A 22668-nucleotide genomic window follows, 5' to 3' on the forward strand; every position below is an offset into this window, starting at 1 on the left:
GAAAATTTAAGGGTTCAGGGATATATATGGGAACCATATATATCCCTTCTCTTATGATTGGGGAGGGCTTGGGATGGCTCGGTATATAGGTGGTAAGTTTCTCAACATAATCGTTTCGCTGCTAATTCTAGCCACCGCGACCTTTTTCTTGATGAAGGCTGTCCCAGGGGACCCTTTCACACAAGAAAAAGCAATTCCGCCTGAAATTAAGGCGCAGATTATGGCACACTACGGTTTGGACAAGCCAATTTGGCATCAGTATTTGATTTACATGAAGAACCTGCTTCAGTTTGACCTTGGCGAATCGATGAAGAGCTCGAATCGTACGGTTACAAGCATTATTACAGATTCATTTTCAACATCTTTCAAAATAGGTATTATTGCGATCATTGTTTCTGTCATCATTGGGGTTTACCTTGGTATGATGGCTGCGCTGAAGCATAAGAAATTTATCGATAATTTCTTTATGTTTATTGCGGTATTAGGGATCTCGATTCCAAGCTTCGTCGTTGGTGCGATGATTCAATATTTCCTTGGTGTTAAATTCCCGATCTTTACAGTTGCAGGGCTGGAAGGGCCGTTGGATTACGTGCTTCCCGTATTTGCACTGTCAACTCTTCCGATTGCATTCATCGCGAGGCTGACTCGCTCAACCATGCTCGAGGTACTGACCTCGGACTATATTCGTACTGCAAAAGCAAAAGGGCTTACGCCTCATGCTGTTCTTTGGCAGCACGGCTTGCGTAATGGTATTCTGCCGGTTGTCACTTATCTAGGTCCGATGACAGCGAACGTTATTACTGGTTCTGTCGTCGTGGAACAAATCTTTGGTTTGCCTGGCCTCGGTGCTTATTTCGTAGACAGTATCTCAAACCGGGATTATACCCTCATTATGGGGATCACGATCTTCTATGCCGTAATCCTTATGGCGGCACGCTTCGTAACGGATATTCTTTACATTATCATTGATCCGCGTATCAAAATCAGCGGAGGTGTCGTTAAGAAATGAGCACACAACTGAAGGAAATTCAGCAGAACGACGTGGATGCGGGATCGCTCTTCGAGAAGCTTCCGCAGCGTCATAAAGAGGCTGAGATCATTACGGCAGAAAGCCGCTCGACTTTCCAAGAAAGCTGGGCACGCCTTCGCAAGAACAAGTATGCGATGACAGGCATGTATGTCCTGATTCTTATCATAATTTTGGCGATTGTTTGCCCGATGCTTTCTCCGTATAATACGTATACGAACGATTTGGACAATCAATTTGCAAAGCCATCGGCATCGCATTGGTTCGGTACGGACAACCTGGGCCGTGATTTGTTCACACGTTCATGGAGAGGTGTTCAAATCTCTCTAATCGTTGGTTTTACGGCTGCGCTTATCGATCTTGTTATTGGGGTAGCGTACGGCGGTATTATGGGCTTTGCAGGCAAACGTGTCGGTAATGCGATGAATAAGTTCGCTGAAGTGCTATATGCAATTCCGTATATGCTTGTCGTTATTTTGCTGGGCGTTGTTATGGGATCTGGATTATTCACGATTATCATGGCATTGTCGATTACTGGCTGGATTACGATGTCTTGGATCGTTCGCGGACAGATCCTGCAACTCAAGAACCAGGAGTATGTGCTTGCAGCTCAATCGATGGGGGCAAGCGGCTCGCGTATTCTGTTCCGCCACTTAATTCCGAACACTCTCGGACCGATCATCGTTACCGTAACGCTTTCGGTACCGTCTGCTATATTTACTGAAGCCTTCCTGAGCTTCTTGGGTCTAGGTGTTCAGTCGCCGGATGCTTCACTCGGTTCATTGATTAGCGAAGCGATTTCTTCATGGACGCTGTACCCATGGGTAATGGCTATTCCGGCATCACTTCTTTGTATCACGATGATTGCATTCAATATTTTCGGTGATGGTCTGCAAGATGCATTCGATCCGAAAATGAAAAAATAACCTGCGCTGGGAGTGAGCTTATGAGCAATCCGATTCTTAATATTTCTGATTTGCATATCTCGTTTCATGTGCGCGGTGGAGAGGTTCAGGCCGTTCGCGGAGTTAGCTTGGAAGTTAACCGCGGCGAGTCTGTTGCGATTGTCGGCGAGTCCGGCAGTGGCAAGAGCGTAACAGCTCAATCTATTCTTCGTTTGATTCCAACGCCTCCGGGCGAGTTCAAACAAGGCTCCATTACGTTTAAAGGCGAAGATTTGCTAGCCAAAACAGAGAAAGAAATGGAGTCCATCCGCGGTAAGGAGATCGGCATGATCTTCCAGGACCCAATGACTTCTCTTAATCCTACACTTACAGTTGGTCGTCAAATTTCTGAAGTGCTTCATAAGCACCAGAAAATGAACGCTGCTGATTCAACAAATCGGGCAATTGAGTTGCTAACATTAGTTGGTATTCCTAACGCTGCTGAGCGTGTGAAACAATATCCGCACCAATTCTCTGGCGGTATGCGCCAGCGTGTAATGATTGCAATCGCTCTTGCATGTAACCCTTCTCTTCTCATTGCGGATGAACCGACAACGGCGCTTGACGTTACGATTCAAGCTCAAATCATGACGCTGATGAAAGAGCTTCAACAGAAGACTGGGACGTCGATCATCCTGATCACGCATGACCTTGGTATCGTAGCGGATATGTGCGACCGAGTTGTCGTTATGTACGCAGGCAAGGTTGTCGAGACTGGCACGAAGCAAGAAATCTTCAAAAACCCGCAGCATCCGTATACAAGAGGCTTGCTGCGTTCGCTTCCGCGTCTGGATCAGAAGAAGGACGAGGCGCTCGTTCCGATCATCGGAACACCGCCGGATATGTCTTCGCCGCCTACAGGCTGCGCATTCTGTGCGCGTTGTGACGAAGCGATGCGTATTTGTGTCGACAACGATCCGCAGGCATACGTGCTGAGTGAAACGCAAACTGCGAAATGTTGGCTCCATGACTCGGCCCTTAAAGGGGGAGAGAGCGCATGAAAACGAACAATAACATGCTGATTGAAGTTGATCAGTTGAAGAAATATTTTGACGTTGGTAAAGGTAAGATGCTGAAAGCGGTTAATGATATTTCCTTCGGCATTCGCGAGGGTGAGACGCTCGGTATGGTTGGCGAATCCGGCTGCGGTAAATCGACTGCGGGCAGAACGATTCTACGTTTGTATGAGCCAACTTCCGGTGCTGTTAATTTCAAGGGCCAGAACATTGTCAAAGCGAAAAGTTCATCACTGAAGGCGCTGCGCCGCGAAATGCAAATGATCTTCCAAGATCCATATGCATCGCTGAACCCGCGTTGGAAGGTAGAAGACTTGATCGCGGAGCCAATTGATATTCACGGCCTTGCGAATGGCTCAAAAGACCGTAAGCTGCAAGTAGAACGTTTGCTTGACCGCGTAGGTCTTCGTTCGGAGCATGCAACGCGTTATCCGCATGAGTTTTCCGGCGGCCAGCGTCAGCGGATCGGGATTGCCCGCGCACTTGCCGTTAATCCGAAGTTTATCGTCTGTGATGAGCCGATCTCGGCACTTGACGTATCTATTCAGGCGCAAGTTGTTAACTTGCTGCAAGATTTGCAGCGTGACTTGGGTCTAACGTACTTGTTCATCGCGCATGACCTTGCGATGGTTAAACATATCAGTGACCGTGTTGCCGTTATGTACTTGGGTAAAATGGTGGAGCTTGCAGAAAGTGAAGAGCTTTATGCAAATCCGAAGCACCCGTACACCAAAGCGCTTATGTCCGCGATCCCTGTTCCGGACCCTGATGTAGAAGAAACGAAAGAACGTATCGTTCTAACTGGTGATCTGCCGAGTCCGATTAGCCCGCCAAGCGGCTGCCAATTCCGTACACGCTGTCCGTTTGCGACAGAGAAATGTGCGAACGAAGTGCCGATCTTCCGCGAAGTAGAGCCGAACCACTGGGCTGCTTGCCATTATGCATAATTCGTACGAATAGAAGAGGACGTTTCGCGTTAGTACCCGCGAAACGTCCTTCTTTGTGTGCGAGGCTAGAGGATTCGTTCACCGAGGAGCGAGCCAATGAGCTCGACAGCAAGTCTTGCCGTTCTCCCGCTCGGATCAAGCGAAGGATTCAATTCAACAATATCGGCGGAAGTTACTCGCCCGCAGTCGTACAGCATCTCCATCGCGAGATGCGCCTCGCGGTAGTTCAATCCGCCTCGGACGGGAGTTCCGGTTCCAGGCGCCTCACCGGGGTCAACACAGTCGATGTCGAAGCTGACATGGATGCCTTCGGAGCCATACGAGGCAATAGCGATTGCGCGCTCCATGACACGGGCCATGCCGATACGATCAATGTCGTGCATCGTGAAGCAGCTGATGCCGCTAGCGTATATATTCCGCTTCTCGCCTTCATCAAGCTCGCGGCTGCCGACGAGGACGACGCGCTTGGATTGCAGCTTCGGGTTCTGACCATACATATTCGTGAAACGTGTGTCGCCAAGACCGAGACTGGCTGCGAGCGCCATGCCGTGCAGATTTCCTGAAGGTGTCGTCTTGGGTGTATTCATATCGGCATGCGCATCAATCCAAATGACTCCGAGCTGCTGGATGTGCTGAGTTAAGCCGGCAATTGTGCCGATTGAGATGCTGTGATCGCCGCCGATCGTCAGTGGAAAGGCGCCGCTCTTGGCGATAGCAAGGACCAATTCGGCAACGTCCTCGTTCATTGTTTGTACGCGGCCCCAGTTGCGCATTCTTTCCATGGAACGGCGATCCTTCGATAGCTTCTGCCATTCGAGCGGAGGAAGCAGAGTAGCGGACCTTTTCAGCTGCTTGAGCTTCTCCATTAGCCCAGCTTGCAGGACGGCTTGCGGCCCGCCGTCTGCACCGGGACGGCTTGCTCCGTGATGGAACGGTACTGGAAGGACGGTGACCGGCTGCCGATGTTTGCTCATGTGGAATTCCCTCCTTTTGCCATACGAGGCAGGCTTGCGATCTGTTTGCTTATATATAGGCGCCAAGAGGGGAGGTCATGACAAACAAGCATGTGAATCCTTTAACACGGACGGGAAATTGTGTTACGATATTATTTATAAATTGGCAAGCGGAATGAAAGGGGCTTTGGACAGCTTTGAGAGTAATTGCAGGGTCGGCGAAAGGCCGGTCTTTAAAAGCGGTGCCGGGAAAAAACACGAGACCGACAACCGATAAAGTGAAAGAAGCGATATTTAGTATGATTGGCCCGTATTTCGATGGCGGCATGGTGCTCGACCTGTTCGCAGGTACGGGAGGACTAGGCATTGAGTCATTGAGCAGAGGGATGGAGCGCGGGGTGTTCGTTGATCTGGACGGCGGCAGTATTGAAGTGATCAAGCATAATGTACAAGCTGCCCGCGTAGCGGAAAATGCGGAGATTTACCGTACAGAAGCGCTTCGTGCGCTGAAAGCGCTGGAGAAGCGAGGACTGCAGTTTGAGCTTGTTTTTCTGGACCCGCCTTATCGGATGAAGGAAATGGACACGCTGATGGCAGAGCTCGCTGGACGGGGCTTATTGGCGCCTCGCGCGAAAATTGTCGTCGAGCATGATGCTGAGGTTATCTATCCGGAGTCAATCGAAGGGATCGTCCAGATGAAACGATCGCAATACGGCGATACCGCTGTAACGGTCTATCGATATGAGCAAGATGGAGAACAGCAAGGCGAATTCAATGAAGAAACAAGAGATGGCGAATAAAGCCAACTGTACATATGGAGGCTAATAACATGACAGCTACAACGAGATTACCCGGGCAGAAGGTGGCTGTATATCCGGGCAGCTTCGATCCTGTTACATGCGGACACTTGGACATCATCCGCCGCGCTGCCAAACAATTCGATCATTTAATCGTTGCGGTGCTCAACAATACGAGTAAGAATCCGCTCTTCTCGGTGGAGGAACGCAAGGCGCTGCTTGCGGAAGTGACGAAGGATCTGCCGAATGTGACGATTGACAGCTTCCGCGATCTGCTGGTCAATTTCATGCGCTCAAAGGATGCTCATGTCATTGTCAGAGGAATCCGCTCTGTGACGGATTTTGAGTATGAGCTGCAGATGGCGTCAACGAACCATCAGCTCGATGGCGAGATCGAGACGATCTTCATGATGACGAATCCGAAGTATTCGTACCTCAGTTCAAGCATTGTAAAAGAGATCGCGCGTTTCAACGGGAACGTGACGGATCTCGTCCCACCTGTAGTGGCGGAAGCACTGGTGGAGAAGTACACGGACCGTACTTAGCGAAAGCGAGCCACGCTTAGTTTAGCGGGTCGCGTTTCGCCCGTGAGGCTATCGTTATGGCTGTGGAGATCATGACGAGAACGGATACGGCGAGTAGGAACCCAAACAGCAGAACGGGCGTATACGGCCATAGGGAATGCAGATCGCTAGCGCGAATCGTAGCATCCGTGGCAGCGCCTGTTTTTTCTGTTTGCGTGAAGGCGGGAGCGGCGGTTGGGAAGAGGGCTTGTATGAGCTTGCCGGCAGGCTTCCATGCCAGAAGTGTGATGATGAAAGCGAGCAGGCTTTGAACAAGCCGAGATGCTGCGAGTCGGGCAAGTGATAAGCCGGAGCCGGTAAGCATGCCGCCGGCTTGTAGGAGTGCGCTTAAGCCGCTCCAGCTCAGCACGGCTGCACAGCATGCGGCGGTCCAGGGGATACCGCCTGCGAATTTTGTAGTTGCAGCGGCATAAACGCCGATATGGCTCTCTAGAAAAGCAGGGAGTAAGAACGCGGGAATATTCTCTGGCATGAGTGGCTGCAAGAGGCGGACAAGAACAGCTGCGAACATCATGAAGCCGCCGATAGCCATTAGCTTGTAGACAGATACAACGACAGAGTCGCCAAGTGCTTTGCCAAATGTGCGGCCGTCGCGCTTGTTGGCAGCTTGCATTGCTGTAGAGGCACGTCGCAGCAGCGAGGAAGGCGGCGCTTGTTTGGCGCGTGTATCGTAATTATCTGTTGTTTCTGAATCAGGATTGTTGCGAGTTGAAGCTGGGGCGGACGCAGCTGCAGGAGTGAAGTGCGCTGTAACGAAAGATGTCAGTAATGCTGATAGCCATACAGCTGCTGCGATAGCCGCGCCAAGCTCCGGGTGATGAAGAAAGCCAGAGCCGACGACGAGCAGCATAAACAGCGGGCTTGGCATATGCGAGAGTGCGAGCAGTCGCTGGCCTTCAGCGATCGTCACGAGCTTGCTGCGGCGAAGGGAAGCGACGGCTTCAGCGCCAAGCGGGAACCCGCCTGTCCAGCCGAGCGCCATGGCGATGCCTGATTCGCCCGGCAGGCGGAATAGCCGCCGCATGAGCGGGTGAAGCAATGTGCCGAGGGCGTGGACAGCGCCGAAGGTGAGCATGAGCTCAAGCAGTGCAAGGAATGGAAGAAGTCCGGGGAAGACGATATTCCACCAGACAGTTAATCCTTGCAATGAAGCTTGAAAAGCTTCGTCCGGCCGAATGATGATGGCGGCTACGAGCAGGATGGATAAACAAGCGTACGTAATGGTGCGCGTCATACAACTCACTCCATTGCAGATATAGTGTCTCTGAGTAACTCATATCAGAATATGACAAACAGAGCCACTATATTGTTACGCTTGTCTTCTTGCGGTTAGACCAAGCTTATAGCTAGCTTAGTCAATCGTAATCGGCTTTTCATAGTAATCGCGAAACAGATCGCGAGGCGTTGGGTCTGGCCATCCCAACGCATAGATGGAGGTCGCCTGGATATCAAGCGCCAAGAAAGGATCATGATCCTGTGCGCGGGCGGCGCTGGTTAGGATCGGCAGCTTCGCCGTCTTGCGCATCCGCTTTAGCAGTTCCTGGCCTCGCTTCGTAAAACCGAGCACGCGAATATATTGAATCCCTTCGCGAAGCCTCTCGCGCGATAGCAGTTCCTTCGAGTGCCCGAGCAGTACGGCAAGCAAGGCTCGTTGGAGCTTCGTGCGGGTGTAGCGCTTCGTCTTCAGTTTGTCCAGCAGCGACTCGAAATGAAGGGCTTCTAGTTCAGGGAGCATTCGTTTGATCCGGTATTCGAGCCCTTCGCTCATCTCATGATACCTCTCAAGCGCTACAGTTGGCTCGCTCACGAGTTTATGGAACAAAGCCGATTCGTACTGCGCCCAGCTGTTTCGGGCGCGTCCGAGCGCGTTGTCGCGAAGCAGCAGCTCCAGCGTAGAGGCGGGAACATAAGGCGCTGCATCCGTTGGTGATGCAGCGTCGCCCAAGACGATGCCGCGAATCGCAGTTGCGCTCGCAATTTGCGCGTCAGTAATACTTGTCTGCGAGTAGCCGGCCTTCTCGCGACGCACCGTAAAAGGCTCAATCGCGCTGCCAAGCCGCTCCAGCGCGAGCAAATAATGCAGCCCAAGTGTATTATTGGGCTGCGCAAGCGGAAACGCGGCGGCTTCATCATCGCCCGCGGCCAGCATGAACCGGCGGACTGCCTCGCTATACGCAGCCGGATAGCTCACGCCGCCGCTGAGGCAATCCGCCATGAGCCCCTCGAATGCCGCGGGCTCATGTGCGAGCTGCCGGGCAACCCGCCGCAGCGGCCCGATATCGCCGGCCTCGCTGCCGAAGCAGAGCGCGTCTACGACGCCTGTCGCCTCAAGCAGCGCCACAGCGCCGTAGCCGAACCATTCCGCCGCCTGCGTAGAATAGGCGGCGGGCAGTTCAATGACAACGTCGCAGCCGCCGCGTAGCGCCATCTCGGCGCGCGTCCATTTATTCAGCAGCGCGGGCTCGCCGCGCTGCAGGAAGTGCCCGCTCATCACGGCGATGACAGCATCGCTGTTCGTTATTTTGAGCGATTGCTGTAAATGATAGTGATGACCGTTATGAAATGGGTTATACTCGACAATAAGCCCAACTGTCCGCATTGCTATTCCTCCAAAAGTAGGATATATAAGCACAAAACGGTATGCTTTTTCTGGGTGAAGTTGTAATCGTTTTTGCTTTTGTTATAATATCACGTCGTGAAAATGTTGACAAAACTATTCAATAGTCGATATAATAAACTTTGTTTGTTTGGAGTGATCGTATGGAGATTAATGTTCGAGAATTAGCGTCCAAAGGATTGAAGATTTCTTATCAATCAAGCTTGGACACCGACTGGCTGAAGCAAGTTCGTAAAGACATCATCAGTACGAGCCCGATGGAAGTCAATATGACCACTTGGGGCGAAGACAGTGTTGCCCATGTGGAGGGAAAGCTGTCCGTCGATGCTGAGCTTGCGTGCTCACGGTGTTTGGAGCCGACACATACGCATGTTGTCGTTCCGTTTTATGAGCGTTTCAAGCCAGAGTCGAAGCTAACTGGCGATGAAGAAGAGGCCATCATTCCAGTGGAGGAAGACAAGCTCGAGCTGGACCCATTTCTTGAAGAAATGCTAATGCTCGCGTTGCCTTTTGTGCCGCTTTGTAAAGAAGACTGTAAGGGTCTTTGCCACTCCTGTGGCACTAACTTGAATGAGCAAAATTGCGGTTGTTCAACCGATCGTATTGATCCAAGACTCGCCGCCTTGAAAGATTTTTTCAACAACGGAGATTAAGTGAAGGGCTTGCTTAATACTCAATGATGCATTACAATCATGCATCTGCGCCGAATTCTGTTAAGGAGGTGGGAAACATGGCAGTACCACAACGTAGAACGTCCAAAACACGTCGTGACAAACGCCGCACGCATTTCAAACTGGCGGTGCCAGGTATGGTGAAATGTGAGCAATGCGGAGAGTTGAAATTGTCTCACCGTGTGTGCAAGGTTTGCGGGACATACAAAGCAAGAGAGATCATCAAGCAATAGTTTTAGGCAGATAATAGTACTTCATCCTAAGGGTGAAGTACTATTTTTTTACTTTGTAGAATCGTTGGCTTGCGCCATTTGTCGTGGCCATATTGGACCGCAATTAGGCGACTGAATATTGCGCGATGCTGTTTTCTTCTATATACTATTAGTACCTGGTTATAATAGCAGCTTGTAATGGTGTATGATGATAAGCAGAGGTACATACTTAGAACATTAGGCAAAGGTGGTGTGTGCCATCGAACGTCTTCCGAAGAAACAGAGACATCAGCTGCTGCAAAGTTTGATTGAGGACAATCCGTTCATTACGGATCAGGAGCTGACACGTCAACTAAAGGTTAGTATTCAAACGGTGCGGCTTGACCGGCTAGAGCTCGGCATTCCCGAGCTGCGGGAACGAATGAAGTTAATGGCGGAACGTTCGTATGACCCCGTCCGTTCACTGCCGCTGCACGAGATAATCGGGGATATTGTAGATTTGCAGCTGGACCACAGCGGCATCTCGCTTTTTGAAATTAAAGAGGAACATGTATTTTCAAGAACCGGCATTGCCCGCGGACATCATGTCTTTGCTCAGGCGAACTCACTAGCGGTTGCAGTTATTAACGATGAGATTGCGCTCACGGCAACTGCGGACATCAGGTTCGTACGTTCTGTGAAGCTTGGAGAGAAATGCATTGCGAAAGCTTACGTGCGTTCTGGCTCCGGCGGCCGCAGCAAGGCGAAGGTTGAAGTTTGCTCTTACGTAGGCGATGAGATGGTATTTCAAGGCCATTTCATCATCTTCCGTTCCGCAGGCGAGCCGGTCATCGAGGGAGGAATGAATGGTGCGGATCGCAATTGACGCGATGGGAGGCGACCATGCCCCTTCACTAATCGTGCAAGGCGCAGTGGAAGCAGCACTGGAATGGCCGGAGCTCCGAATTATTCTTGTCGGGGATACGGCGCAGATTGAGAAGCATCTTGGCACGAAGAAGCCTTCCAATATTGAAATCATTCATGCGGATGATGTCATTGGGCCTGAAGATGAACCTGTTAAAGCCGTTCGGCGGAAGAAAACTTCCTCGATGGTCATGGCTGGTCAGCTCGTGCGGGAAGGTCATGCGGAAGCGATGCTCTCTGCAGGCAATACTGGCGCGCTGATGACGACAGGACTGCTCGTCGTTGGACGGATGGAAGGCATGGAGCGCCCAGCGCTCGTAACCATGCTGCCGACGATGGATGATGTAGGCTGTCTCGCGCTTGACCTTGGTGCGAATATGGATGCGAAGCCGGAGCACTTGCTTCAGTATGCCATTATGGGAAGTATTTATCGCAGCAAAATGAACGGCATGGAGAAGCCTCGGGTTGGGCTGCTTAATGTCGGAACTGAGGCGATGAAAGGGAATGAGCTGACGAAAGCGGCTTACGAGCTGCTGGAATCTGCACCGATCAATTTTATTGGCAATGTGGAAGCGCGCGATGTGCTGCTCCGCAATTGCGATGTCCTTATTTGTGACGGCTTTGCCGGCAATATTATGCTTAAAGCGATGGAAGGTACGGCGGGAACGCTATTCAAAGCGATCCGCGACGTATTCACAAGCAGCTTACTAACGAAGCTTGCGGCGGCAATCGTTTTGCCGAGAATGAAGCAGCTTCGGGGTAAAATGGATTATAAAGAGCATGGCGGCGCGCCGCTGCTTGGCGTGAACGGTCTCGTTGTTAAATGCCACGGCTCTTCGGATGTGAAAGCAGTCAAAAATGCTGTAAGGCAAGCGAAATTAGCAATTGAGAGCAACTTAATTTCGTCAATCGCAGCTGAAATTAGCAGGAAGTGAGTGGGACTATGCAACTACATCCCGTAGGCATTCTCGGCACGGGCAAATATGTGCCAGAGCGGATTTTGACGAATCAGGAATTGGAACAGATGGTTGAGACGAACGACGAATGGATCGTGTCGCGGACTGGCATGCGCGAGCGCCGGATTGCAGCTCCTGAGCAAGCAACGTCGGATCTCGCGCTTAACGCCTCCAAGGCGGCGCTGGCAGCTGCCGGCATTACAGCAGAGGATCTTGATCTAATCATAGTAGCAACGATTACACCGGATATGTTCTTCCCGTCGACAGCCTGCTTGTTGCAGGAGAAGCTCGGAGCGAAGAAAGCGGCAGCATTTGACTTGTCGGCTGCTTGTTCCGGTTTCATCTACGGTCTAGCAACAGCTTCGAACATGATCGCAACTGGCATGTATAAGCATGTGCTCGTAGTCGGCGCGGAGACATTGTCCCGCATTACAGACTATACAGACCGCAACACGTGTATCCTGTTCGGCGATGGCGCAGGCGCGGTTGTGCTTGGTCAAGTGGCGGAGGGTCGCGGCTTCCAATCGTTTGAGCTTGGCGCTGACGGCGCAGGCGGCGAATTGCTCAAAGTGTGTGCAGGCGGTTCGCGTATACCTTCTTCTCCGGAGAGTATCGAGAACAAGCAGCACTTCATCTATATGGCGGGCAACGAAGTGTTCAAATTTGCGGTTCGCATCATGGGTAATGCCGCTGAAGAAGCGCTGCGTAAAGCAGGTATGGACAAAGGGGATATCGATCTCCTGATTCCACATCAAGCGAATATTCGGATCATCAACTCGGCGATTAACCGACTCGATCTGCCTCCTGAAAAATGTATGATCAACCTTGATAAATACGGCAACGTGTCAGCTGCGTCCATTCCGATTGCACTGGCAGAAGCTGTTGAGCAGAACCGCGTGAAGGAAGGCGACAAGCTTGTCATGGTTGGCTTCGGCGGCGGTTTGACTTGGGGCGCTTCCGTACTCATTTGGTAAATTATTCTTTCATTATTAGTGTTCGAAAATAGCCAGTTCGGAGGTGCAATGGTTTGAGCAAAATCGCTTTTGTATTTCCCGGCCAAGGGGCACAAGCCGTTGGCATGGGTAAAGATGTTTATGAAGCTGTAGATGCATCTCGCGCAATCATTGACTCAGCGGACGCAGCACTCGGCTTTGCGCTTAGCGATATTATTTTTAACGGTCCTGAAGAAAAGCTGAAGCAGACTGCGAATACACAGCCAGCATTGCTTGCTGTAAGTATTGCGCTTCTGGAAGCGTTGAAGGACCGCGGCATCAAGCCAGACTTCGTCGCAGGCCATAGCCTCGGCGAATACAGCGCTCTTGTAGCAGCGGGATCGCTTTCCTTTGCGGATGCTGTCCGTACAGTACGTGCACGCGGCGAATTTATGGAGCAAGCAGTACCAAGTGGTCAAGGTGCAATGGCAGCTGTACTCGGCGCAGAACGCGAAGCTCTCGCGGCACTTTGCGCAAGCGTGTCGGCTGATGCAGGCTCAGTCGAGCTAGCAAACGTAAACTGCCCTGGCCAGATCGTAGTATCGGGAACAGCGGCAGGCGTTCAAGGTGTAGTAGAGCGCGGCAAAGAAGCCGGCGCGAAGCGCGTTATTCCGTTAGAAGTGAGCGGCCCGTTCCATTCGTCGTTAATGAAGCCAGCAGCTGAGAAACTCGCAGAGGTTCTCTCGAACGTGCAAGTCAACGACGCAGCTGTCCCGGTCATCGCGAACGTAACGGCTAAGCCTGTCACAGCAGCGGAAGAAATCCGCAGCTTGCTCACAGAACAAGTGTATTCCCCGGTTCTATGGGAAGACAGCGTCAAATATTTGATCGAGCAAGGCGTAGACACTTTCGTCGAAATCGGCTCAGGCACAGTGTTAGCGGGCTTGATTAAGAAGATTGACAAGTCGGTTACTATCATTTCGATCAACAGCTTGGAAGCTCTGAAGGCAGTAGCTCTCTAATCGCCTCAGGCGATATTCTCGCCTCAGGCGCAATAGCACCGCAGGTGCAGTTCTCAGTTTAGCACCACAGGTGCAGGTTTTCGGGTTTAGCACCGCAGGTGCAGGTTTTCGGGTTTAGCACCGCAGGTGCAGGTTTTCGGGTTTAGCACCGCAGGTGCAGGTTTTTGGGTTTAGCACCGCAGGTGCAATGGTTTTGCGCCGCAGGCGCAACGTGCCGGATACGGCACAAGCCGGCGCAGGCGGTGACACTAACACCGGCGGGGGTATGCCGCCGGGCAAGAAGCCAGCCGAAGGCGCGCAGGCTGACCACTCGCTCTAACCTAAAGCGTGTCCCGCAAGGGACGAAAGCGAGCCCAGCACGCACTACCGCACCATGCGTCTCTGTAACGCGTAACGTTACCATGGTCCCGCAGGGACACCAGGTCGCTAAACAACGCCAAACGTTAAGCGTGTCCCGCGAGGGACGAAAGCGAGGCCCAGCACTTACGCCACCTCGCGAGCGCTTCTCTGTAGCACAAACGTTAGACCTTTCCGGGTGTCCAGAGGGTCGGTAGACCCTTGGGGTCCCCCTAGTTAGGGGGATTTAGGGGGTACTTAAAGAAAAATGGAGGTTTTCCCATGAGTTTTTGCGACCTTACAGGTAAGATAGCTCTAGTCACGGGAGCATCCCGCGGCATAGGCCGCTCCATCGCCATAGCGCTGGCTGAAGCAGGTGCAGACGTTGCCATCAACTATTCCGGCAGCGAGGCAGCAGCAGCTGAGACGGCGCAAGCAATCGATGCGCTTGGACGCCGTTCGCTCGTGCTCAAAGCGAACGTCGGCAAAACCGATGAATTCGATAGCATGGTCAAGCAGGTTGTCGAAACATTCGGCTCCATTGACATCCTCGTGAATAATGCGGGCATTACGCGTGACAATCTAATCATGCGCATGAAGGAAGAAGAGTTTGATCAAGTCATTGAGACGAATCTTAAAGGCGTATTCAACGGCATCAAGGCGGTAACGCGTCAAATGATGAAGCAACGCTCGGGCCGGATCATTAATATCTCCTCTGTTGTCGGTGTTCTCGGTAATCCGGGGCAGGCTAACTATGTGGCAGCGAAGGCAGGCGTTATCGGCTTGACGAAGGCTTCTGCGCGAGAGCTGGCTTCCCGCGGTATTACTGTGAACTGCGTTGCGCCTGGCTTTATTCAGACGGATATGACCGATAAGCTGCCGCAGGAGATGCGTGAGAAGCTTGCTGCGGATATTCCGCTTGCAAGACTTGGAAATCCAGAAGATATTGCGGCAGCTGTCCGCTTCTTGGCATCTGGCTCAGCAGCTTACATGACAGGCCAAACGATCCATGTAGACGGCGGCATGTACATGTAAAGCTAGCCAAATAGCTTTAGAATCGCGGAGTATGGCATTTTGCAATCAATTCTCGTATAATACCATGGAGGAGGTGAACCGGATGTCCGATGTATATGATCGTGTAAAACGCATCGTTGTCGACCGCCTTGGCGTTGATGAATCGGAGGTGTCTCTAGAGGCTTCGTTTAAAGAAGATCTTGGAGCAGACTCTCTTGATGTCGTAGAACTCGTCATGGAACTGGAAGATGAGTTCGATATGGAAATCTCTGATGAAGATGCAGAGAAAATTACGAGTGTAGGGGAAGTTGTTAATTACATATCTTCTCTAGCTAAGTAAAGAACGGATAAGTCCCGCCCGTCAAAGCGGGACTTCTCTCCATATTTAAGGCATCTGCCATTATGAATGCTGTAAGCGCATTAGCGTTTTTATAGATATCGTTAACCAATAGGGTTTCCAATCAGAGGTGAATCGTAATGAAACAGAGAGTAGTCGTTACGGGCATGGGAGTTATGACTTCGCTCGGTTCCGATTTAAATACATTTTGGGGTAATTTGATGGAAGGGAAGTCCGGTGTTTCTGTCATTGATGCATTTGACTTCTCCGAATATCCGACACGAATTGCAGCCGAAATCAAGAACTTCAATCCAGAAGATTACAATATCGACAAGAAAGAAGCGCGCCGTATGGACCGCTTCGTTCAATTCGCTGTTGTAGCCAGCCTGCTAGCTGTGAAGAATGCTGCACTTGATATCGGCAACAATGTCGATGCTGAGCGCATTGGCGTTATGATCGGCTCAGGTATCGGCGGACTTGGCACATGGGAAGATCAGCATAATATTTTGCTGGAGAAAGGTCCTAAGCGTGTTAGCCCGTTCTTCATTCCGATGATGATCGCGAACATGGCTTCCGGCCAAGTATCGATGGCAACAGGCGCGAAAGGCCCGAACAGCACAGCAGTAACTGCTTGTGCGACGGGTACTCATTCCATCGGTGACTCGTTCAAAATGATTCAGCGCGGCGATGCAGACGTTATGATCTGCGGCGGTGCTGAAGCGACAATCCGTCCGACAGGCATGGCAGGCTTTTGCTCGATGCGTGCGATGTCGACACGTAACGATGAGCCAGCTAAGGCTTCCCGTCCATTCGACAAAGACCGCGACGGTTTCGTCATGGGCGAAGGCTCCGGTGTGCTCATTCTGGAATCGCTTGAGCATGCGCAGCAGCGCGGTGCTCATATCTATGCGGAGATCATCGGCTACGGCATGAGCGGCGATGCGCATCACATGACAGAGCCGGATCCGGATGGCGCAGCGCGTTGTATGGTTAAAGCACTTCGTGATGGCGGGATCGAACCGACTCAGATCGACTATATCAATGCGCACGGAACATCAACGCCAGTTGGTGACCTTTCCGAGACGACTGCGATTAAGAAGACGTTCGGTGAGCATGCATACAAGCTGGCAGTCAGCTCGACGAAGTCGATGACAGGTCACTTGCTGGGCGCAGCGGGCGGTGTAGAGGCGGTTATTCTCGGCCTTACACTTCAGAACGGCGTTATTGCACCAACGATCAATCTCGATAATCAAGATCCTGAATGCGATCTCGATTATGTCCCTAACACACCGAGAGAAGCAGACGTGAAATACGCTTTGTCTAATTCGTTCGGTTTTGGCGGTCATAACGCTACGATCGTGATGAAAAAATATGAAGCATGATAAGTTTGAAGAGCTGCAGCAGCGTCTGCAGCTCCGATTTCGTACGGTGCGCCTGCTGAAGCAGGCGTTCACCCATACTTCTTATGTGAACGAACATCGTCAGAGTGCTATGGAGCATAACGAGAGGCTTGAATTTCTAGGGGATGCGATTCTGCAGCTCACCGTCTCGGAGTTCTTGTACCGGACGTTCCCGGAGCGGCCCGAAGGCCAGTTAACCCGGATGAGAGCTTCGATCGTATGCGAGCCTTCGCTTGCCCGTTTCGCGGAAATGCTAGATTTGGGTTCACATGTCCTTCTTGGACGAGGTGAGGAGCAGCTGGGAGGAAGGCAGAGACCGGCACTGCTCGCTGACTTGTTTGAAGCGTTCGTCGGCGGGATTTACCTTGATCAAGGGCTGGAATCCGTCAGAGCTTTTCTTGCGACACATATGTTCCCGCATATCGACAGCGATGGCGGTTTGCTCGTAAAGGACTTCAAATCGACGCTGCAAGAGAAAGCGCAGCATGCGAGCATGGGTCCGATTGAGTACCGGATTATGGAAGAACGCGGTCCGGCACATGACCGAGAGTTCGTTGTAGAAGTATATATCGGGGATACGTCTTACGGCTCCGGAGCCGGCAGGACGAAGAAAGAGGCTGAGCAGCAGGCTGCAGCGGAAGCTTGGAGAAAGCTTGCTCAGTAATAAGGTTAAGCCGAAATTCTGGTGCCTTTTGGTAACCGGATTTTTTGCATTTAAGGGCATTTTTACGAACTGGAAAAGGTTACTCGTCATGTCCTTTTTCGGCAAGTATGGTACAATAGTCGTTGAGGTGAAGGTAAGCGATGTTCCTGAAAAGGATTGAATTAGCCGGGTTTAAGTCGTTTGCCGATAAGACGGAGTTGGAATTCGTCCGAGGTATTACGGCTGTTGTTGGCCCGAACGGCAGCGGGAAGAGCAATATTAGTGATAGCATCCGCTGGGTATTGGGTGAGCAAAGCGCGAAGAGTCTTCGCGGCGGCAAGATGGAAGATATTATTTTTGCGGGCAGCGATGCGCGCAAAGCGGTGAACTTCGGCGAAGTATCGCTCACGCTGGACAATTCCGACAATGCGTTGCCGCTTGATTTTAACGAGGTAACGGTCACACGCCGTGTTCATCGTAGCGGTGATAGCGAATATTTGATTAACAAGCAGTCATGCCGACTGAAAGATATAACGGAACTGTTCATGGATACGGGTATCGGTAAAGAGGCGTATTCCATTATCGGACAAGGCCGGATTGAAGAGATTCTAAGTACCCGTTCGGAAGACCGACGCGGTATCTTTGAAGAAGCATCAGGCATCGTGAAGTATAAGTCGCGTAAACGCGAGGCGCAGAAGAAGCTGGATGAGACGGAGACTAACCTGCTGCGTATTCACGATTTGGTAACGGAGCTCGAAGACCAGGTTGAACCGCTGCGCGTGCAATCAGAGAAAGCGATTCAGTACAAGCAGCTGCGAGATCAGTTGAAGCATGCAGAAATTTCGATGTATGTACATAACATTGATACCGTACACAAGTCATGGAATGAATCGAATGCGAAGATGGCAAAGCTGCAGGAAGAGCAGCTTGTGCTTTCCACAGTCGTAAGCAAGCATGATGCGGTGCTCGAGAAGGACCGTTTGAAGCTGCGTGAGCTGGAGGAGACGCTTGACCGACTTCATGAGTCGATGCTGCAATATAGCGAAGAGTATGAGAAATGCGAAGGCTACGGCGAGGTGCTCAAGGAGCGTAAACGCAACTTGGAGCAGAACCGGACGCAGCTCGAAGCGACGCTCGCTGCACAGAATGAGCGAATTCAGGCGCTGACGAAGGAAGAGGCGGAGTTCCGCGGCAAGGCGGCTGCGCTTGATAGCGATTTGAACGCGCTGCGGGCGAAGCTGACGCTTGAAGAAGCGCAGCTTCTTGGTACCGCTGCATCGGCATCCGGTGATGCGGAAGAATCGCTCAAAGGCGAGCTGCTTGATGTGCTGAGTACGATGGCTCAGCTGCGCAATGAAATCCGTTATGCGAATCAGCAGGAAGATGCGCTGCAGCGCCGGATGGAACGGCTCGGCGCTGAGCATACAAAGTGGCAAGAGCAGCACGATAAGCTGAAGGCTAGACGAGCTGAGCTGACGCAGAAGCTTGAGGCGACGCTCTCTGACATTAACAAGTTCCGTAACAAGTACATTACGGAAGCTGAGCAGCTGCAGAACGGCCAGAAGCTGCTAGAGGAAGCAGGCGGCGCAGTCCGCAAGTGGGAGCAGAAGCTTGAAGCACTCACCTCTCGCCGAGACACGATGAAAGAGATGCAGGACGACCTTGATGGCTTTATGCAAGGCGTCCGTGAGATCTTGAAAGCATCTCGCCGTACATCTGGCGGTGTTGAGGGCGTACACGGCGCTGTCGCGGAACTTATTCGCGTGCCAGAGAAGGTCGAGCTCGCGATTGAGACCGCGCTTGGCGGCGCGCTCCAGCATGTTGTCATGAACGATGAGCGCTCCGCACGCGCGGCGATTGCGTTCTTGAAGTCTCGGCAGCTTGGACGAGCTACATTTCTGCCACTGGATGTTATTCGCGGGCGGAATATTCCGGAGCATGATCGCAGAACAATTGCCGGCATGGAAGGTTTCGTCGGCATAGCCGCTGAGCTTGTCTCATGCGATGCGAAGTATGCGCAGATCGCGGAAAGTTTACTCGGCAACGTGCTTATCTCTGAGACGCTCGAGCATGCGAACCGAATTGCGGCACGGTGTCAGTACCGATTCCGAGTCGTTACTCTCGAAGGTGACGTCGTTAATGCAGGCGGTTCGATGACAGGCGGCAGCATTCAGAAGAAAGGCGCCAATCTGCTCGGCCGTACGCGGCAGATTGAACAGCTAGATGAAGAGATTAAAGTGACAGGGGAGCAAATTACGAAGCTTCGCGACCGGATCAGCGACCTCCGCAAGGAGCAGTCGATTCGCAATCAGAACGTCGATGACTTACGCGCACAAGGTGAGAAGGTACGGATAGAGGAGCAGCACTTGCGTGCGGAGCTCCAGCAGCTCGATAATGAGCAGCGCCATCTGGATGATCAGGCACTGCTGTTCCAAGCGGACAGTGCCGGGCATAAATCGGAGCAGCAGCAACTGAGCCTGTCGGCGAAGGATGCGGAAGAACGGCTTGAGGTGCTGACGAAGGAAGAACTGCGGCTGCAGGAAGGGATTCGTATGGCTGAAGATCGCCGTAAAGCCGGCGAATCGGCCAAAGAGCAACTGCAGGATCAGTTGACGGATCTTAAGATCGCCCTAGCCAAGACTGACCAAGAGAAGATGTCATTCGAGGACCAAGCTGCCCGTATCCGAACGGATGTGGGCCGCGCGAAGCAGGAGCTATCCGGCTTGCGCGAAATGCTTATGCGCCAAGAGGAAGAGACGTCTCAGCATGCGGCTGAGAGCGTGAAGCAGGTTGAACAGCTAAACGCTTTGAAGCTGAAGAAGGATTCCTGCGCGGAGCAGACAGACTTGAAACGCGCCGAGCGTGCTGAGCTTACTCGTGAGCTTGAGCAGGGCGAGAGCGAGACGAAGGAGCAGCGCACACAGCTGCGCAGCATCGAAGATCAGCTTCGACAGATCGAAATTGGAGTGAACCGTCTTGATGTTGAACTTGATAACCTGCTTCGTAAGCTAAGCGAGGAATACGAGCTCAGCTACGAGCTGGCGAAGGAACGCTATCCGGTTCCAGAGGATGTACTGGCTGCTCAGAACGAAGTGCGTGAACTGAAGCGTCGAATCACGACCCTTGGGGAAGTAAACCTTGGCGCAATTGATGAGTACGAACGTGTAAGGGAGCGGTACACGTTCTTGAATGATCAGAAGAACGATCTTATCGAAGCGAAGACGACGCTGTATCAAGTCATTCGCGAGATGGACGAAGAGATGAGCAAGAGATTCCGCATCACCTTCGAAGCGATTCGGGGCCACTTTGTCGTTGTCTTCGCGAAGCTGTTCGGCGGTGGACGCGCTGACCTCATCATGGTCGATCCAGATCGGGTACTCGATAGCGGTATTGATATCGTAGCCCAACCCCCTGGCAAGAAGCTGCAGAATTTGCAGCTACTCTCCGGCGGCGAGCGCGCACTTACTGCTATAGCGCTATTGTTTGCAATTTTGCAAGTAAAACCAGTGCCATTCTGCGTGCTCGATGAGGTTGAAGCTGCGCTTGACGAAGCGAATGTTGCGCGATTCGCACAATACTTGCGCGAATTCTCGGAACTTACGCAGTTTATCGTCGTAACACACCGTAAAGGGACGATGGAGGAAGCTGATGTACTCTATGGGGTAACGATGGAGGAAGGCGGCGTTTCGAAGCTCGTTTCGGTCCGGTTGGAGGACGAAGAAGCGGTATCTGCTTAATTGCTGCAGCTTGCAGCAAAGAACGAACGTATTGTAGAGCCGGAGCTTAGGCAGCAGCATGATTGCGCCTGGGCCCGGCTTTTGCAACTAAAGGGATGGAGGACATCAGATGAGTTTTTTTAAACGGTTGAAAGAAAGCATTGCACAGAAGACCGAAGCAGTTACATCGAAGTTCAAGGAAGGTCTGACGAAGACGCGGACGGCTTTCGTAGGCAAGATCGAAGATCTGATTTCACGCCGCAAGAAGATTGACGAAATGTTCTATGAAGAGCTCGAAGAAATTCTAATTGGCGCGGATGTCGGCGTAAATACGGTGATGGAACTTATTGATGATTTACGTGCAGAAGTGAAGAAACGTAAAATCGAGAATGCATCCGATCTGCAGCCAATTCTGTCCGAGAAGCTTGTAGATCTACTTAAAGGCAATGCAGCAACAGCGCTGCGCATGGCAGATCAAGGCATGACTGTCATTCTGTTCGTAGGCGTTAACGGCGTCGGCAAGACAACGACAATCGGCAAGCTCGCGCACAAGTTCAAGAGCGAAGGTAAGAGCGTTCTACTTGCAGCAGGCGATACATTCCGCGCAGGTGCGATTGAGCAGCTGGAGGTATGGGGCAAGCGCGTTGGCGTTGACGTGATCAAGCAGGAATCAGGCGCAGACCCAGCCGCGGTTATGTACGATGCGGTTCATGCGGCGAAGCAACGCGGCATTGATGTGCTGCTGTGCGATACGGCTGGACGTTTGCAGAATAAGCATAACTTGATGGAAGAACTGAACAAGATCTTCCGCGTCATTCAGCGTGAAGTGCCAAGTGCGCCGCATGAGGTACTGCTCGTTCTCGATGCTGCAACAGGTCAGAATGCGCTTAGCCAAGCGAAGTTGTTCGGCGAGAAGAGCGGCGTAACGGGTCTCGTATTGACGAAGCTCGATGGTACGGCAAAAGGCGGTATTGTCATTGCAATCCGCAATGAGCTGGATCTGCCGGTGAAGCTGGTCGGTCTTGGCGAGAAAATGGACGATCTGCAGGAGTTTGATTCCGAGCAATTCGTTCACGCGCTGTTCGGTGGGCTGCTTCAAAGTGTTGAAGAAGAGGCTGAAACGGCGGAATAATCATTGTCATCGCAGGCGTCAACCTTTTTTACTTGACAGCCTATATTGAGATGCGCTATGATAAGCGTCGTGGAATTGGTGTAAAGGTAATTGCCTTGACGCAAAGGAGTGGGAAGCATGATGATCCATGAATCTGACGCCCTGGCGAAGACGAACCGAATAAATATGCTGTTTGACTTCTATGAGAAGTTGCTGACTGAGAAGCAGCAAACTTTTCTTAAATATTATTTTCATGATGATTATACACTCGGTGAAATTGCTGCCGAGTTCGATATTACAAGGCAAGCTGTGTATGAGCATGTGAAGCGTGCCGGAACGGTTCTGGAGAGCTACGAGAGCAAGCTTGGGTTGATGCGCAAGCACGCTGCTTCGGAGAACTGGCTGAACAAGTTGGAGTCGCTCGCAGATCTAGCAGGGTCGAATGAAGAGCTTCGAACGAAGCTTCAAGACATTGCAAAGGGATTGCGCGATGAAGTAAATGGCGCTACATAGTAAGAACAAAGGAGGTG

23 protein-coding genes are annotated in these 22668 nt (G+C 51.8%); 20 read left to right on the plus strand and 3 right to left on the minus strand.

The genetic code is table 11. The features are described 5' to 3' along the window. The first annotated feature begins 73 nt into the window (after nt 1-73). From BMY11_RS08680 to BMY11_RS08695, 4 genes are read left to right on the plus strand one after another with little or no spacing between them, the layout of a single operon-like run. A complete protein-coding gene (locus tag BMY11_RS08680) occupies nt 74-1009 on the plus strand; it encodes an ABC transporter permease (RefSeq protein WP_090574072.1) in 936 nt (311 codons plus the stop codon). Then, the gene (locus tag BMY11_RS08685) at nt 1006-1953 is read left to right on the plus strand and encodes an ABC transporter permease (RefSeq protein ID WP_090574073.1); all 948 of its coding nucleotides are present in this window, start codon (nt 1006-1008) and stop codon (nt 1951-1953) included. The genes BMY11_RS08680 and BMY11_RS08685 overlap by 4 nt, the downstream gene beginning before the upstream one ends. Before the next feature lie 20 nt (nt 1954-1973). Continuing rightward, a complete protein-coding gene (locus tag BMY11_RS08690; protein ID WP_090574074.1) occupies nt 1974-2972 on the plus strand; it encodes an ABC transporter ATP-binding protein in 999 nt (332 codons plus the stop codon). Continuing rightward, entirely contained in the window at nt 2969-3934 is a 966-nt protein-coding gene (locus BMY11_RS08695) for an ABC transporter ATP-binding protein (RefSeq protein ID WP_090574075.1), read from the plus strand. Before BMY11_RS08690 ends, BMY11_RS08695 begins: the two co-directional genes overlap by 4 nt. Before the next feature lie 65 nt (nt 3935-3999). On the opposite strand, the gene rocF is transcribed toward BMY11_RS08695, so the two are convergent. Continuing rightward, on the minus strand, nt 4000-4908 hold the full coding sequence (gene rocF, locus BMY11_RS08700) for an arginase (protein ID WP_090574076.1): 909 nt from the start codon (nt 4906-4908) through the stop codon (nt 4000-4002). Between the two features lie 176 nt (nt 4909-5084). On the opposite strand from rocF, the gene rsmD reads away from it, so the two are divergent. Together rsmD and coaD are read left to right on the plus strand one after the other, a co-directional pair. Beyond that, nucleotides 5085-5687 carry a 16S rRNA (guanine(966)-N(2))-methyltransferase RsmD gene (gene rsmD / locus BMY11_RS08705; RefSeq protein WP_090574077.1) on the plus strand — a complete coding sequence of 201 codons (603 nt, stop codon included), beginning with the start codon at nt 5085-5087 and terminating at the stop codon, nt 5685-5687. Between the two features lie 29 nt (nt 5688-5716). Next, nucleotides 5717-6229: a pantetheine-phosphate adenylyltransferase gene (gene coaD, locus BMY11_RS08710; protein ID WP_090574078.1), complete on the plus strand. Its 513-nt coding sequence runs from the start codon at nt 5717-5719 to the stop codon at nt 6227-6229. A gap of 16 nt (nt 6230-6245) precedes the next feature. Here the strand turns inward: coaD and BMY11_RS08715 are convergent, their stop codons facing one another. Both BMY11_RS08715 and BMY11_RS08720 read right to left on the minus strand, forming a co-directional pair. Further along, nucleotides 6246-7502: a nucleoside recognition domain-containing protein gene (locus BMY11_RS08715; RefSeq protein WP_090574079.1), complete on the minus strand. Its 1257-nt coding sequence runs from the start codon at nt 7500-7502 to the stop codon at nt 6246-6248. Between the two features lie 117 nt (nt 7503-7619). Then, nucleotides 7620-8867: a nucleotidyltransferase gene (locus BMY11_RS08720; RefSeq protein WP_090574080.1), complete on the minus strand. Its 1248-nt coding sequence runs from the start codon at nt 8865-8867 to the stop codon at nt 7620-7622. Between the two features lie 161 nt (nt 8868-9028). On the opposite strand from BMY11_RS08720, the gene BMY11_RS08725 reads away from it, so the two are divergent. The 14 genes from BMY11_RS08725 (at nt 9029) to ylxM (ending at nt 22651) form a co-directional block, all read left to right on the plus strand. After that, complete coding sequence (locus BMY11_RS08725) at nt 9029-9538, plus strand: YceD family protein (RefSeq protein WP_090574081.1); 510 nt, start codon at nt 9029-9031, stop codon at nt 9536-9538. Between the two features lie 77 nt (nt 9539-9615). Then, complete coding sequence (gene rpmF, locus BMY11_RS08730; protein ID WP_090574082.1) at nt 9616-9789, plus strand: 50S ribosomal protein L32; 174 nt, start codon at nt 9616-9618, stop codon at nt 9787-9789. 226 nt (nt 9790-10015) lie between these two features. After that, entirely contained in the window at nt 10016-10633 is a 618-nt protein-coding gene (gene fapR, locus BMY11_RS08735) for a transcription factor FapR (RefSeq protein ID WP_090574083.1), read from the plus strand. Beyond that, nucleotides 10617-11606 (plus strand): phosphate acyltransferase PlsX, encoded by a 990-nt coding sequence (gene plsX, locus BMY11_RS08740; protein WP_090574464.1) that lies wholly within the window; start codon nt 10617-10619, stop codon nt 11604-11606. The genes fapR and plsX overlap by 17 nt, the downstream gene beginning before the upstream one ends. 8 nt (nt 11607-11614) lie before the next feature. Next, on the plus strand, nt 11615-12601 hold the full coding sequence (locus BMY11_RS08745) for a beta-ketoacyl-ACP synthase III (RefSeq protein WP_090574084.1): 987 nt from the start codon (nt 11615-11617) through the stop codon (nt 12599-12601). A 53-nt stretch (nt 12602-12654) separates the two neighbouring features. Next, a complete protein-coding gene (gene fabD / locus BMY11_RS08750) occupies nt 12655-13581 on the plus strand; it encodes an ACP S-malonyltransferase (RefSeq protein WP_090574085.1) in 927 nt (308 codons plus the stop codon). A 193-nt stretch (nt 13582-13774) separates the two neighbouring features. After that, a complete protein-coding gene (locus tag BMY11_RS29245) occupies nt 13775-13900 on the plus strand; it encodes a hypothetical protein (RefSeq protein WP_256217362.1) in 126 nt (41 codons plus the stop codon). A gap of 299 nt (nt 13901-14199) precedes the next feature. Next, nucleotides 14200-14952 (plus strand): 3-oxoacyl-[acyl-carrier-protein] reductase, encoded by a 753-nt coding sequence (gene fabG, locus BMY11_RS08755; RefSeq protein ID WP_090574086.1) that lies wholly within the window; start codon nt 14200-14202, stop codon nt 14950-14952. Nucleotides 14953-15034: 82 nt separating this feature from the next. Further along, nucleotides 15035-15271 (plus strand): acyl carrier protein, encoded by a 237-nt coding sequence (acpP, locus tag BMY11_RS08760; RefSeq protein WP_090574087.1) that lies wholly within the window; start codon nt 15035-15037, stop codon nt 15269-15271. Between the two features lie 137 nt (nt 15272-15408). Continuing rightward, the gene (gene fabF, locus BMY11_RS08765; protein ID WP_090574088.1) at nt 15409-16650 is read left to right on the plus strand and encodes a beta-ketoacyl-ACP synthase II; all 1242 of its coding nucleotides are present in this window, start codon (nt 15409-15411) and stop codon (nt 16648-16650) included. Continuing rightward, complete coding sequence (gene rnc / locus BMY11_RS08770) at nt 16640-17332, plus strand: ribonuclease III (protein ID WP_090574089.1); 693 nt, start codon at nt 16640-16642, stop codon at nt 17330-17332. The genes fabF and rnc overlap by 11 nt, the downstream gene beginning before the upstream one ends. Nucleotides 17333-17472: 140 nt before the next feature. After that, the gene (smc, locus tag BMY11_RS08775; protein WP_090574090.1) at nt 17473-21048 is read left to right on the plus strand and encodes a chromosome segregation protein SMC; all 3576 of its coding nucleotides are present in this window, start codon (nt 17473-17475) and stop codon (nt 21046-21048) included. 109 nt (nt 21049-21157) lie between these two features. Next, nucleotides 21158-22159 (plus strand): signal recognition particle-docking protein FtsY, encoded by a 1002-nt coding sequence (ftsY, locus tag BMY11_RS08780; protein ID WP_090574091.1) that lies wholly within the window; start codon nt 21158-21160, stop codon nt 22157-22159. 117 nt (nt 22160-22276) lie between these two features. After that, nucleotides 22277-22651: a YlxM family DNA-binding protein gene (gene ylxM / locus BMY11_RS08785; RefSeq protein ID WP_371262776.1), complete on the plus strand. Its 375-nt coding sequence runs from the start codon at nt 22277-22279 to the stop codon at nt 22649-22651. The last annotated feature ends 17 nt before the right edge of the window (nt 22652-22668 follow it).

The organism is Paenibacillus sp. OV219, assembly GCF_900110075.1.
Taxonomy (GTDB): domain Bacteria; phylum Bacillota; class Bacilli; order Paenibacillales; family Paenibacillaceae; genus Paenibacillus_Z.